This window comes from Stenotrophomonas sp. SbOxS2 (assembly GCF_013416715.1).
Taxonomy (GTDB): domain Bacteria; phylum Pseudomonadota; class Gammaproteobacteria; order Xanthomonadales; family Xanthomonadaceae; genus Stenotrophomonas; species Stenotrophomonas lactitubi.
This window is the reverse complement of sequence record NZ_JAAVXD010000002.1, coordinates 24,229-36,707: the sequence shown is the minus strand read 5'-3', so window position 1 is coordinate 36,707 and position 12,479 is coordinate 24,229. Positions and strand designations below refer to the sequence as shown.

The following is a 12,479-nucleotide window of genomic DNA, read 5'->3' as shown; positions in this document are numbered from 1 at the left end:
GCCGCAGCTTACTTGTCGCTGCCGCGGGCCAGCTTGGCGATGATCCAGCCGGTAGCGAAGGCCACACCGAACGAGGCCAGCGGACGTTCGCGGATCAGTTCAGCGGCGCTGTCGATCAGGTCCTTGCCCTTGTCCATCAGTGCGTCGACCTGTTCCTTGGCGGCGGCACCACCGAACTCGGCGGCAGCCAGGCCCGACAGCGCGCTGTCGGACAGTTCAGCCTTGACGTTGGCCTTGCCGATGCGCAGTTCGTCAGTCGCGGCACCGGTAGCGCCCTTGATCGCACCGCCGGCAGCGCTGGCGGCCTGCTTCAGGTGGGAACCGGCTTCACCCAGGTGGTCCTTCAGGTTTTCGGTATTGGTGGGGCTCATCGAATCACTCCTGTTGCGATGGGGGAACGGGCGATCGGCTCAGCCGACCTGGACATACAGCAATAGCATCACGGGGGTATAGGGGGCGTTACGGCCAGGCGATCACCGCATCACCAACTGGCCCTGCTGCTGGCCATTGTTGCGCAGCACGCGCAGCACCAGGGTTGGCGGGCGCTGCTGGAAATTGGCGCGCCAGCTGGCCAGGTCGGCGAATTCGCCAACCGTGGCATCGGTGATGATGTCGCCCTGCTGCAGGCCATTGGTCGCCGCGCGGCTGCCGCGCTTGACCTCGCTGACCAGCACGCCGCCCACGCCGGACTGGCGCAGCGATTCGGGCAGGTCGACGAAGCTGGCACCGGTCAGGCGCGGGTCCAGGCTCTCGCCGCTGACCACGCGCGCCTGTTCCTTCAGCGTTGCCTTGATCTGCAGCGGCTTGCCTTCGCGGCGGACGTCGAGGGTCAGCACGCTGCCCACCGCCGCCAGGCCTTCCACGTTGTGCAGTGCTTCGGCACTGTCCACCCGCTGGCCGTTGGCCGAGACCACCACGTCGCCCGGCTTCAGCCCTGCGGCGGCACCGGCCGAACCGGCCAGCACGCGGGTCACCAGTGCGCCACGGGTTTCGCCCAGGCCCAGGCCTTGCGCGATCTGCGCGCTCAGGTTCTGGCTTTCGATGCCCAGCGTGCCGCGCACCACCACGCCATGCTTGACCAGCTGGTCGACCACGCTGCGGGCCAGGTTCGACGGAATCGCCAGGCCCAGGCCGATGTTGCCGGCCATGCTGCCCTGCGGGTTGAAGCTGGCGGTGTTGATGCCCACCAGCTGGCCCTGCAGGTTGACCAGTGCGCCACCGGAATTGCCCGGGTTGATCGATGCATCGGTCTGGATGAAGTTCTGGTAGCCCAGCCCGCGGATGCCACTGCGGCCCACCGCCGAGACGATGCCCGAGGTGACCGTCTGGCTGAAACCGAACGGATTGCCGATGGCGACCACGAAGTCGCCCACCCGCAGCTGGTCGCTGTTGCCCAGCTTGATGTCGGTCAGGTTCTGCGCCGGAATGCGGATCAGCGCGATGTCGGTGTCGCGGTCCGAGCCGAGGAATTCGGCCTTGACCGTGCGCCCGTCGGCCAGTGTCACCTGCACGTCATCGGCGTTGTCGATGACGTGGTGGTTGGTCAGCACCAGGCCTTCGGTGGCATCGATGATGACACCCGAACCGAGTGACTCGTTGATCCGCTCCTGCGGAATATCCGGGAACAGGCGGCGGAAGAACGGGTCGTTGAAGAACGGGTTGCGTACCCGCACCACCTGCTTGGTGTTGACGCTGACCACCGCCGGCATGGCTTTTTCCAGCATCGGTGCAAGCGATGGCACCGCCTGCCCGGCGACCGATGCCGGCAGCGCTGCGGTGGTGGGCAACACCGCAGGCAGTGGAGCGGCGTCGGCTCGGTTGTCCAGGTGCGCGTTGAGGCCAGTGGCAACGAAGCCGCCGAAGGCAGCAGCGATTGCGAGCGTAAGCAGGGTGGGAAGCGGTCGCATGGGAGTCGGTTCGCAGGCTGGGATGGGGGCCGTTGACGCATACGGTAGAACAAGCTGAATGAGTGTGTCGCGATCTGGATAAATGCCCCATGAAAATCCGACCCGTGCCGAGGGCGCCGGAAAGGTGGCGCGCGCGTCATACCGCTGTTCGCGACAGCCGCGTGCGAGCGCCGCAAGGCAGGTCGACAGCGCCGTGACACACCGCGACACTTGCGCAGTTCCGCGCATCCTGACCTTGCGATGACGCTCATTGCTGCGCGGACGTGTTACGGCGGCCAGTGCCTGCATCGGCATGCCGGCAACAGGCAGGCGGCGCAGCACACTGCTTAAAAAAAGGGATTTCCTGACTGCGCGGCGCGTCAGTCGCCGCCATCACTTACACCAGTTGCGTCGCACCGGATGCGATTGACCGGCCGTGCCCGTTCCACGATAGCCATTGTCGGTATAGCATCGCCCCGTTTTGACAATCCAGGCCCCTAGGAGGGCAACATGAGCAACGGTAATGGTGTGTCGGTCGTGACCGACGCCGTCGAGAACGTGAAAGAAACCGCCACCAACGTCGGCGAGACCATCGCCCACGCCGCCGAAGACGCAGTGAAGTCGGTCAAGAAGACCGTCAAGCGCGCCAGCAAGGCTGCCACCACCCGCGTCGCCAAGGCCAAGAAGGTCGTGGCCAAGGTCGAGAAGACCGTTGCCAAGAAGGCCGAGAAGGCCGCCAAGTCGGTCGGCAAGACCGTTGCCAACGCCAAGAAGAAACTGGAAGCGGCCAAGAAGAGCGCCAAGGCCGAAGCGGCTGCCCTGAAGAAGGAAGTGGCCAAGAAGAAGGCGGCTGCCGGCAAGACCGTGACCAAGAAGGCTGCTGCTGCCAAGAAGACCACCAAGGCTGCCGGCAAGAAGGTCGCCACCGTGAAGAAGGCCGCCACCAAGAAGGTTGCGACCGCCAAGAAGGCTGTTGCCAAGAAGACCGCTGCTGCCAAGAAGGTTGTCGGCAAGAAGGTCGCTACCGCCAAGAAGGCTGTAGCCAAGAAGACCGTGGCCGCCAAGAAGGTTGTCGGCAAGAAGGTCGCTACCGCCAAGAAGGCTGTGGCCAAGAAGACTGTCGCTGCCAAGAAGGTCGCCGGCAAGAAGACCGTCGCCGCCAGGAAGGTCGCCGGCAAGAAGACTGTCGCTGCCAAGAAGGTTGCCGGCAAGAAGACCGTCGCTGCCAAGAAGGTCGTCGGCAAGAAGACCGCCGTCGCCAAGAAGGTTGTCGGCAAGAAGGTCGCCGCTACCCGCAAGACCGTGGCCAAGAAGGCTGCACCGCTGAAGAAGGCTGTGGCCAAGAAGGCTCCGGCCAAGAAGGCCGTGCGTAAGGCTGCCAAGCGCAAGTAATCGCGCTTCGTTCGAAGGCCCTTCCGCTCATCGGGCGGGAGGGCCTTCTGCGTTTTCGGGGGCGCTCATCCGCGCCTGACGTGGATCTGCGGCAGCAGGCTGGGGCAAGATGAAGGTCTTCCGCAGGAGTCCTGGCCATGCGCGGTATCGATTTCAGTTCCTGGCAGGGCGTGCTGTCGACCCTGGCCGGGTTGGTCCTGATCACCCTGCTCGGCGTGGGTATCCGCCTGCTGGTGATGCAGACCCTGCAGCAGCGTCGCGAACGCGAGAACCGCCAGATCAACGAGCGGCTGCGTACCTTGATGGCGGCCTACAAGACGCTGGGTGGTTCCTTCACCGGTGAGCTGGGGGTCGACCCGGCCCATCTGCGCGACCTGCGCCAGCGCGCCCACGAAGAAGGCATCGCCGAGCCAGGCTCGGATCGGGCCCGGCGCATCCGCGATGCGGTCGAAGCGGCGTTGTCGGACATTCTGCTGCTGGGCACCGACGAGCAGGTACGACTGGCTGCCCGCGCTGCCAGTGAACTGGCGCAGGGGCGCCCGGTGCACACACACGAACTGGTGATCTCGCTGCGCGACTTCGTCCGCGAAGCGCTGGACCTTGCGCCGGTGCCGGCCGACCTGGAGATCCCGCCGCAGGGGCCTACCCGACCCGCAGGTAGCGGTGGCGGAAGTGGCAAGGGCCGCAGCGAGGGCGAAGGCAAGGGCGGTCGCACCGGTGGTGGCGGCGGCGGTGGCATGGGCGCCGGAATGGGCGGGCTGGGTGTTGGCGCGGGTGCTGCGCTGGGTGCCGGCCATGCGGCCGGCGAGGATGAAGCGGGCGCCCGCTGAGGACGCCCGCCGGGGTCAGCGCTTGAGTTCGAAGATCGGCTCGAATCCGCCGTAGATCATCCGCGCACCGTCGAACGGCATGGGATTCTTCGTCGGGTCCAACCGCGGGTCTTCCATCATCTTCTGCATGCCTGCATCGCGGGTGGCCTTGTCCGGCCACTCGATCCAGGAAAACACCACCGTTTCCTCCGCCGTGGCTTTCACCGCGCCGAAGAAGTCGGTGGTCTTGCCGTGCGGCACGTCATCGCCCCAGCACTCGACCACGCGCAGCGCGCCGTACTCGATGAAAACGGGATCACCTGTGCGTGCATGGGCGAGGAACTTCTCCTTGTTGGCGGTCGGCACTGCCAGTACGAAACCATCGATGTAGCTCATCGCTTGCCTCCGGAATGGACCATGCCAGGTGCACGGCCTTCAATGAGTCGACGCTTCAGGGCGCGGAAAATCGACATCGATTGCTGCACCGTTGAATCGAAGCGCGTGCGCGTACCGCGCGCGTATGCCTGAGCCTTGCTGAATCAATGCAAAAAATTCAGCAATGCGAAGACCGCTGTTTTCAGGGAGCGTTGTGGCGAATAACGGAGAATTTACATTCCCGATGCGATGGCGCCCTGGCGCTGCTGCACACCATAAGAAAGTAAAGGTGTACCCCCATGAAGAATTCGCTGATTGCTCTGGCTCTGGCCGCTGCCCTGCCGTTCACCGCTTCGGCCGCCGAGAACCTGTCCTACAACTACGCCGAGGCTGATTACGCCAAGACCGACGTTGACGGCATCAAGGCTGATGGCTGGGGCGTGAAGGGTTCCTACGGCTTCCTGCCGAACTTCCACGCGTTCGGCGAATACAGCCGCCAGGAAGTCGACCACACCAACATCAAGGTTGACCAGTGGAAGGTCGGTGCCGGCTACAACGTCGAAATCGCTCCGTCGACCGACTTCGTTGCCCGCGTTGCCTACCAGAAGTTCGACCGCAAGCACGGCCTGGATTTCAACGGCTACAGCGCTGAAGCCGGTATCCGTACCGCGTTCGGTGCCCACGCTGAGGTCTACGGCCTGGTCGGTTACGAAGACTATTCGAAGAAGCACGGCGTCGACATCGACGGCCAGTGGTACGGCCGTCTGGGTGGTCAGGTCAAGCTGAACCAGAACTGGGGCCTGAACGGCGAGCTGAAGATGAACCGTCACGGCGACAAGGAATACACCGTCGGCCCGCGCTTCAGCTGGTAATTGCATCTACGGCGCGCCCGCGCGCTGTTCGTGCTGCAACAGGCCCGGTATTGCCGGGCCTGTTGCGTTGTGGGGAATCAGAACAGAGCCTGACTGCGATGCGGGCGTCATGTTGCATTGCAATGAATTGGATTCCGCCACCGCCAGTGGTGGCCTACGGTGGATATCCCGTGCTGCCGGATACACCGCGATGCCGCCCGTCCTCCCACCGCTGCTCCCCGATCGGCCGCGCCGCCTGGCACTGCTGGATCCGCATCCGGTGCTGCGGCTGGGGGTGGAGGTGTTGCTGCGCCAGCACAGCGGCGTCCACGTGCGCGGCAGCTACGCCAACGAACGTGACCTGTTGGAACTGCTGGAGAGCGAACCGGGCAGCGTTGACCTGCTGCTGATCGATGCGCTGCCGCTGGGCGATCTTGGCGACGGCCTGCAGCTGCTGCGCGGGTTGTCCCGGCGCTGGCCCTGCGTGCCGATACTGGTGCTGTCGGCACACTGCAATGCCAGCACCGTGGCCACGACGATGCAGGCCGGTGCACGCGGCTTCCTGTCCAAGGCGACCACGCCGGAAATGCTGCTGCGCGCGGTGGACGTGGTTGCCCGCGGTGGGCGTTTCGTGCCCCCGGATCTGCGCACGCAGCTGAATCGATCACGCTCGCGGCGCATGTCGGCGCCCACCCTGGCGCCCTTGAGCAGGCGTGAGCGCGAAGTGCTGCGGCTGCTGCTGCAGGGCTGCAGCACCGGCGAAGTGGCCCGGCGCTTCCAGCGCTCGGCCAGCACCATCAGCACACAGAAGAAAGCCGCCTACCAGAAGCTGGGCATCCGCAGCGATGTCGAACTGTTCCGCATCCGCCACCTGCTGGAGTGCGGCTGACGGGCGTGCTTACTCGCCCTGGTACTGCTTTTCCTCGACCAGCGCCGAACCGGCGACACGGTTGATCTCGTTCTTCACCTGCACGCGTTCGCCATTGGTGCCGTACACGCCGCGCGCCAGCTGGATGAACGCCTCGTCGAATACCTGCGCTGCTTCCTTGTCGCGCAGCTGGTCCTGGATCTCCCACATGCGCTCGTTGATGGCCTTCAGCTGCGTCTTCAGCGCGGCCAGTGCCGGCTGTGCGTCAAGCTGCTGCTGCAGCAGGGGCAGCAGGCCGTCAAGTTCGGTGCGCACGTTGGCCAGCTTGGTCGCATCGTCGATGCGCTCGGCCTTGATCTCGAGAATGGTGATCTTGTCGATCAGCTCGCCGATCGATACCGGGGTCAGGATGGCGTCCACGTGGTTGGTTCCTGGAAATAGGACTGCATGATACCGCGCTCGTTGCGGCGCGGATTTACGCTGAATTTGCGCTGGCGCGGCGGCATCGCCATCGAACCGTTACGGCCATGCCGTCGACACTGCCGTCCCGGGCGGACAGACCGCCTTCGACGAGGAAGTGAGTGCAGTGAAGAGCAAGGGGACGATCGTGGCCAGCGCGGCCGCACTGGCGGGGCTGCTGTGCGCCGGCAGCGTGCAGGCGCAGGTACAGGTGAGTGGCACGGCGGCAGTGACCAGCGACTATGTGTGGCGCGGCAGCTCGCAGAGCGACGGCGATCCGGCCGCGCAGGTGGGGGCAAAGGTGACGGTGGGGTCGGGCTGGTATGCCAGCGCGTGGGGCTCCAATGTCTCGTTCACGCCGGACAACGGTGCACGCAGCGAGTTCGATCTGGTCGCCGGCTGGTCCGGTGCGCTGTCGCCGGACTGGAGCCTGGATGCGAACCTCACCCGTTATGTCTATCCGGGTACCGGTCGCGCACTGGACTGGACCGAACTCAATGTCACCACCACCTGGAAGCAACGCGCCTGGCTGCAGGTCGCCCACTCCAACGATGCGCTGGCCGGCGGCCGTCGCGGCACCTACGCGCAGCTGGGCGTGCGGGTGCCGTTGAACGAGCGCGTGCGCCTGGAAGCAGCGGTGGGGCAGTACTGGCTGGCCACCGCGCAGGGGCCGGACTACCTGCATGGCCAGCTCAGTGCCATTGCCACGTTGACGCCGGCCTGGGAAGTGCGCGCCACCGTACATGACACCGACAGCGCCGCCAAGCGGCTGTTCCCGGGTAATGCCGGTGGACGTTGGGAGCTGGCGCTGCAGGGCAGCTTCTAGTCGGCCGATGCTGCCTGGCGGGTGCGCCAGGCAGAGGGCAGCCACACCAGCAGGGCCAGTACCGCCACCGCGGTACCGGCCACGCACACACCGGTCCAGCCGAAGCGCTGGTAGACCTGCGCCGACAGCAGCGAGCCCAGCGAGCCGCCGATGAAGTAGCCGGTCATGTAACCGGCATTGAGGCGGTTGCGGGCCTCCGGCTGCAGCGCGTAGATCAGGTTCTGGTTGCTGACATGCAGCAGCTGCGCGGCCAGGTCCAGCACCACCACGCCGACCAGCAGCGCCAGCAGCGAGTGCGCCGACAGCCCAAGAGGCAGCCAGGACAGCAACAACAGCACCAGCGCAATGGCCGTGGCCCGGCCGGTCTGGCCACGATCCGACATGCGCCCGGCAAGGCCGGCAGCCAGCGTACCGGCGGCCCCGACCAGCCCGAACAGGCCGATGGTGGCGTCGCTGTAGGCATAGGGCGGCTGCGCCAGCAGGAAGGCCAACGGCGTCCAGAAGATCGCGAACATCGCAAAGCTGCATGCGCCGAGCAGTGTGCGCTGGCGCAGCACCGGTTCCTGCAGGAACAGCGTGCCGATCGAGCGCAGCAACGCGAAATAGCCCAGCCCGGCGGTGTGGTGGAAGCGCGGCAATCCACGCTGCAGGGCCAGTGCGGTCAGCACCAGCGTACCAGCGGCGATCGCATAGACCAGGCGCCAGTCGCCCAGGCTCGACAGCAGCCCGGCCACGGTGCGTGCCAGCAGGATGCCCAGCAGCAGTCCGCTCATCAGGGTGCCGACCACGCGGCCGCGATGCTCCGGTGCGGCCAGGGTGGCGGCGAACGGCACCAGTACCTGCGCCACCACCGAGAACAACCCGGTGATCGCGGTCCCGGCCAGCAGCCACGGCAACGACGGCGCGCACGCGCTGATCACCAGTCCGCTGGCCGACAACAACGTCATCACCACGATCAGCCGGCGGCGCTCGAACAGATCACCCAACGGCACCAGCAGGATGAGGCCGGCGGCGTAGCTCAACTGGGCAGCGGTGACCACCATGCCGACCTGGCCGAACGGCACGCCGAAGGCATCGGCGATGGTATGCAGCAATGGCTGCGCGTAGTAGTTGCTGGCTACCGCGACGCCGGTGGCGACCGCCATCAGCAGGATCTGCCAGCGCTGCAGGGGAGGAAGGGAAGGGGACACGCGATGTTCCGTTGAAGCAGGGCAGCACAGTGTCCGCCTGCTGCAGGCATGATGGAAATGAATCATCATCATCCCTGTCATCTGGAATTGAGATACAGGCGTGAACCTCAAGCAGCTCGAATTCGCCGTGGCCCTGGCTGAAGAGGGCAACTTCACCCGTGCGGCCGCGCGCTGCCACGTGGTGCAGTCCGCCTTGAGCCACCAGATCGCCCATCTGGAGCAGGAGCTGGGCACCGTGTTGTTCGAGCGACTGCCGCGCCAGGTGCGCGCTACGGCCGCGGGCGAAGCGTTGCTGGTGCACGCGCGGCAGGTGCTGGCCAGCCTGCGCCACCTGCGTGCCGACGTCGCTGCCGTCAGTGGTGAGGTGCGCGGGCTGCTGGCGATCGGGCAGATATCGTCGCTGACCGGCATCGACGTGGTGGCGTTGCTGGCGGCCTTCCAGCAGCAGCACCCGCAGGTCGAATTCCAGTTGCGGGTGGACAAGAGCGAGACCCTGCTGGAGCAGGTGCAGTCACGTGCATTGGACGTGGCGCTGGTGGGGCTGGCACCGTCGGCCGATCTTGAAGGCGTCTGCCACCACATGCTGCAGGAAGAGGATCTGGTGGCCGTGCTGGCGCCGCAGCATCGGCTGGCCACGCGCCAGCGATTGCCGTTGGCGGCGCTGCAGGATGAAGCCCTGGTCGATTTTCCGCGGGGTACCGGCGCGCGCCGGCAGACCGATGATGCGTTCGCCGCAGCGGGCCTGCCGCATCAGGTGCGTTTCGAGGTCAACCTGATGGAACTGGTCGAGCGCTTCGTCCGCCACGGCCTGGCGGTGGGGATCGTGCCGGTGCTGATCGCCGACGATTTCGAAGGGGTGGTGCAGGTGCCTCTGCAACCGACCCCGACCCGGCGCGTACATCTGGTCTGGCAGCGCCTGCCGACGCCAGCCGCACGCGCCTTCGTCGATGCCGTGCTCAGCCGCGCAGGCGCAGGCTCAGGCCCTTGAGGAAGTTGCGCAGCATCTGGTCCAGGCAGCGCCGATAGTTCTTGTGGCCGGGCTGGCGGAACAGCGCGCCGAGTTCGGATTTGGAGACAGTGAAGCCGATGCTGGTGAAGATCTCCATCATGTCGACATCGCGCAGCTGGAAGGCCACGCGCAGCTTCTTCAGCACCAGGTTGTTGTCGATGCGGGTTTCCACCGCGCGCGGCGCCTGGCCCTCATCCTGACCGCGCAGGTGCAGGATCAGGCCATCAAGGAAGTGCGCCAGCGCACTGTCGCTCATTGGCTGGAAGCCCGGCTCGTCTTCACGCAGCAGCCAGGCCTTGGCCTGCTCGACATCCACCTCGAACGCCGGATCGGCCATCTGGCACAGGGTCACCACGTGGTGGTCGCCGAGGTCCAGGGAGTAGCGCACGCTGCGCAGCACATCATTATTGATCATGGCCCATTGTACCGGCCCGGCGGCCGTAACCGGACTGTCACCGGATTGCAGCATCGTGAGCGCTGTTCTGCAGAGACCCTCTCCGATGCGCCGGTACCTCCTCTCCTTCCTGCTGGTCACCAGCAGCTTTGCCGCCACCGCCCAGGACCGCTACGTACCCGTGGAGCAGCGTCTCAGCGCGGCCCAGCTGGCCGAAGTGGGCCTGGACGCGACCCAGCTGCAGACCCTGAACCGCGTGCTGCGCGAGGCAGAGGCATCTGCGCCTGTCCCCATGCGCGCACCGGTTGCCGCCAGCCCCGGCGCACCGTTGCCGGCCAACGTTCCCGCCCCGGCGGCGATGCACCTGGGCCTGGAAGAGGGCCCGGTCAGTGCCCGCGTGGTCGGCGACGTTGCGGGCTGGGAGCCGGGCACGGTGTTCACCCTCGACAACGGCCAGCAGTGGCAGGTGATGAAGGGCCAGATGAAGCTGCGCAAGACCCTGCAGGCACCGCAGATCGAGGTGATCCCGGGTATCGCCGGGCGCTGGTTCCTGCAGGTTGACGAAGACCTGCCGAAGGCACGCGTGTTCCGCCTGCGCTGACCGCGCGCACCGCAGCGGGCCGATCAGGCAACGCAGCCGTGGACCGACGGTGCCAGAATGGCGGTCTGGTTTCCCACGGAGTTGTCTGATGACCCGAACCGTCCTGATTACCGGCGCCACGTCCGGCTTCGGCGCCGCTGCCGTCCACCGCTTCGCCCAGGCGGGCTGGAAAGTGATCGCCACCGGCCGTCGCAGTGAACGCCTGCAGCCGCTGGTCGAGCGTTACGGCAAGGAGGTGGTGCACGCGGCCGTGTTCGACGTGCGTGATCCGGTCGCGATGGAAGCGGCGCTGCTGGCACTGCCGCCGGCCTTCGGCGACATCGACCTGCTGGTCAACAATGCCGGTCTCGCCCAGGGCACCGCGCCGGCGCAGAGCGCCAGCCTGAAGGACTGGACGACGATGATCGACACCAACATCACCGCGCTGGTCACCCTGACCCATCGCCTGTTGCCGCAGCTGGTGGAGCGCAAGGGCGCCATCATCAACATTTCGTCGGTGGCCGGTGTCTACCCGTATCCGGGCGGCAATGCCTATGGCGGCACCAAGGCCTTCGTCAGCCAGTTCTCGCTGGGCCTGCGTTCGGACCTGCACGGTACCGGCGTGCGGGTGACCACCATCGAGCCGGGCATGGCCGAAACCGAGTTCACCGTGGTCCGCACCCATGGCGACCAGGTCGCGTCGGACAAGCTGTATACCGGCGCCAATCCGATGACCGCCGAGGACATCGCCGAGCAGATCTTCTGGGTAGCGAGCCTGCCGCCGCACCTGAACATCAATCGCCTGGAGCTGATGCCGGTCAGCCAGTCGTTCGCCGGCTTCCAGGTTGCCCGCGAGGGCTGATCTGCGCCCTGGATGCGCACAGGCAAAAAAAAGCCGGGCAACGCCCGGCTTTTTCATTCATGCCTGCAGACTTACTGCGCCTTGATCGCCATCGCCTGCAGGCCGGTGCCATCCAGCTTCTGCTTGGCTTCGGAAAGCTCACCAGCGCTGCCATAGGGCCCCATGCGTACGCGGTACACGGTCTTGCCGTTGATCTGCGCCGACTCCACGCGTGCAGCCAGGCCCATCATCGCCAGCTTGGCCTTGGTCGCTTCAGCATCACCGGAAGCGCCGAATGCACCTGCCTGCAGGATGTAGCGGGCATTGTCGGCCGGTGCCGGGGCTGCCGCAGCGCTGGCGGCGGCCGGCGCGGCTTCGCTGCGTGCCGCAGGAGTGGCGGCAACGGTGCTGGCCGGCGCGGTGGTGCCGGCTGCCGGCGTCGCTGCTGTCGGGCGTTCACTTACCGGGGTCGGCAGCGGACGGCTGGTGGCGGTCACCGGCGCGGTGCTGGCAACGCTCGCCGTCGCCGCAGGTGCGGCGGCCGCAACCGCCGGCACCGGCTTGCCTTCCAGTGCGGCCTGCGCGCGCTGCGCTTCGGCCTTGGCCCGGCGCTGGTCTTCGGCACGCGCGCTGGCGGCCAGTTCGGCGTCGGACATTTCAACTTCCTTGCCCGGCAGCAGGGTGTAGAAGTCGTACTGGGTGGCCGCCGGCTTTTCCGGTTCAGCCGGCTTCGGCGTGGCCGGTTGTGCGGCCGGCTGGGTGCCGACATCGCTTTCGCCATCAGCCACCGGCGCCGGCTGCGCGTTCGGGTTCGGCTGCGGACCGGCGCGCAGGAAGCCATCGCCCTCGCCCTTGAACAGGTTCGGCGCCGCCAGGAACACCACGGCGGCGATCGCCACGCCGGCAACCAGCCACACCCATCCGGGCGTGCCTTGGCTGCTGTTGCGCCGAGCCTGTGTCTTGCCGCGTCGTGCTGCCATGTCTACTGCGTCTCCTGAG

15 protein-coding genes are annotated in these 12,479 nt (G+C 66.4%); 8 read left to right on the top strand and 7 right to left on the bottom strand.

The genetic code is table 11. The features are described 5' to 3' along the window. Positions 1-8: 8 nt before the first annotated feature. Together HFK18_RS03335 and HFK18_RS03330 are read right to left on the bottom strand one after the other, a co-directional pair. Positions 9-371, bottom strand: coding sequence for a hypothetical protein (locus HFK18_RS03335; RefSeq protein WP_025878359.1), 363 nt, complete (start codon positions 369-371; stop codon positions 9-11). A gap of 102 nt (positions 372-473) precedes the next feature. Next, on the bottom strand, positions 474-1,907 hold the full coding sequence (locus HFK18_RS03330) for a Do family serine endopeptidase (protein ID WP_099819644.1): 1,434 nt from the start codon (positions 1,905-1,907) through the stop codon (positions 474-476). Positions 1,908-2,396: 489 nt separating this feature from the next. Here HFK18_RS03330 and HFK18_RS03325 point away from each other — a divergent pair, with 489 nt between their 5' ends. Continuing rightward, positions 2,397-3,278: a histone gene (locus tag HFK18_RS03325; protein WP_180164376.1), complete on the top strand. Its 882-nt coding sequence runs from the start codon at positions 2,397-2,399 to the stop codon at positions 3,276-3,278. A gap of 137 nt (positions 3,279-3,415) precedes the next feature. Then, complete coding sequence (locus HFK18_RS03320) at positions 3,416-4,108, top strand: hypothetical protein (protein WP_180164374.1); 693 nt, start codon at positions 3,416-3,418, stop codon at positions 4,106-4,108. Between the two features lie 15 nt (positions 4,109-4,123). On the opposite strand, the gene HFK18_RS03315 is transcribed toward HFK18_RS03320, so the two are convergent. Further along, positions 4,124-4,483, bottom strand: a complete 360-nt coding sequence (locus HFK18_RS03315) for a DUF1428 domain-containing protein (protein ID WP_180164372.1) — start codon at positions 4,481-4,483, stop codon at positions 4,124-4,126. A gap of 278 nt (positions 4,484-4,761) precedes the next feature. On the opposite strand from HFK18_RS03315, the gene HFK18_RS03310 reads away from it, so the two are divergent. Together HFK18_RS03310 and HFK18_RS03305 are read left to right on the top strand one after the other, a co-directional pair. Then, on the top strand, positions 4,762-5,334 hold the full coding sequence (locus HFK18_RS03310; protein ID WP_180164370.1) for an Ax21 family protein: 573 nt from the start codon (positions 4,762-4,764) through the stop codon (positions 5,332-5,334). Between the two features lie 190 nt (positions 5,335-5,524). Then, the gene (locus HFK18_RS03305; RefSeq protein WP_180164368.1) at positions 5,525-6,202 is read left to right on the top strand and encodes a response regulator transcription factor; all 678 of its coding nucleotides are present in this window, start codon (positions 5,525-5,527) and stop codon (positions 6,200-6,202) included. 9 nt (positions 6,203-6,211) lie between these two features. On the opposite strand, the gene HFK18_RS03300 is transcribed toward HFK18_RS03305, so the two are convergent. Then, entirely contained in the window at positions 6,212-6,601 is a 390-nt protein-coding gene (locus tag HFK18_RS03300; protein ID WP_025878366.1) for a DUF6165 family protein, read from the bottom strand. 166 nt (positions 6,602-6,767) lie between these two features. Here HFK18_RS03300 and HFK18_RS03295 point away from each other — a divergent pair, with 166 nt between their 5' ends. Beyond that, on the top strand, positions 6,768-7,466 hold the full coding sequence (locus HFK18_RS03295) for a TorF family putative porin (protein ID WP_180164366.1): 699 nt from the start codon (positions 6,768-6,770) through the stop codon (positions 7,464-7,466). Here HFK18_RS03295 and HFK18_RS03290 read toward each other — a convergent pair. Then, positions 7,463-8,656: an MFS transporter gene (locus HFK18_RS03290; protein WP_180164364.1), complete on the bottom strand. Its 1,194-nt coding sequence runs from the start codon at positions 8,654-8,656 to the stop codon at positions 7,463-7,465. The two genes, HFK18_RS03295 and HFK18_RS03290, sit on opposite strands and share 4 nt — an antisense overlap. Positions 8,657-8,756: 100 nt before the next feature. On the opposite strand from HFK18_RS03290, the gene HFK18_RS03285 reads away from it, so the two are divergent. Then, complete coding sequence (locus HFK18_RS03285; RefSeq protein ID WP_180164362.1) at positions 8,757-9,644, top strand: LysR family transcriptional regulator; 888 nt, start codon at positions 8,757-8,759, stop codon at positions 9,642-9,644. Here the strand turns inward: HFK18_RS03285 and HFK18_RS03280 are convergent. Then, on the bottom strand, positions 9,613-10,080 hold the full coding sequence (locus tag HFK18_RS03280) for a DUF1456 family protein (protein WP_180164360.1): 468 nt from the start codon (positions 10,078-10,080) through the stop codon (positions 9,613-9,615). The genes HFK18_RS03285 and HFK18_RS03280 overlap by 32 nt on opposite strands. An 85-nt stretch (positions 10,081-10,165) precedes the next feature. On the opposite strand from HFK18_RS03280, the gene HFK18_RS03275 reads away from it, so the two are divergent. Together HFK18_RS03275 and HFK18_RS03270 are read left to right on the top strand one after the other, a co-directional pair. Then, a complete protein-coding gene (locus tag HFK18_RS03275) occupies positions 10,166-10,660 on the top strand; it encodes a hypothetical protein (protein ID WP_180164358.1) in 495 nt (164 codons plus the stop codon). An 88-nt stretch (positions 10,661-10,748) separates the two neighbouring features. Continuing rightward, positions 10,749-11,501, top strand: a complete 753-nt coding sequence (locus tag HFK18_RS03270) for an SDR family NAD(P)-dependent oxidoreductase (protein ID WP_100554492.1) — start codon at positions 10,749-10,751, stop codon at positions 11,499-11,501. Positions 11,502-11,572: 71 nt separating this feature from the next. On the opposite strand, the gene HFK18_RS03265 is transcribed toward HFK18_RS03270, so the two are convergent. Then, positions 11,573-12,460 (bottom strand): SPOR domain-containing protein, encoded by an 888-nt coding sequence (locus tag HFK18_RS03265; RefSeq protein WP_180164356.1) that lies wholly within the window; start codon positions 12,458-12,460, stop codon positions 11,573-11,575. Positions 12,461-12,479: the final 19 nt, after the last annotated feature.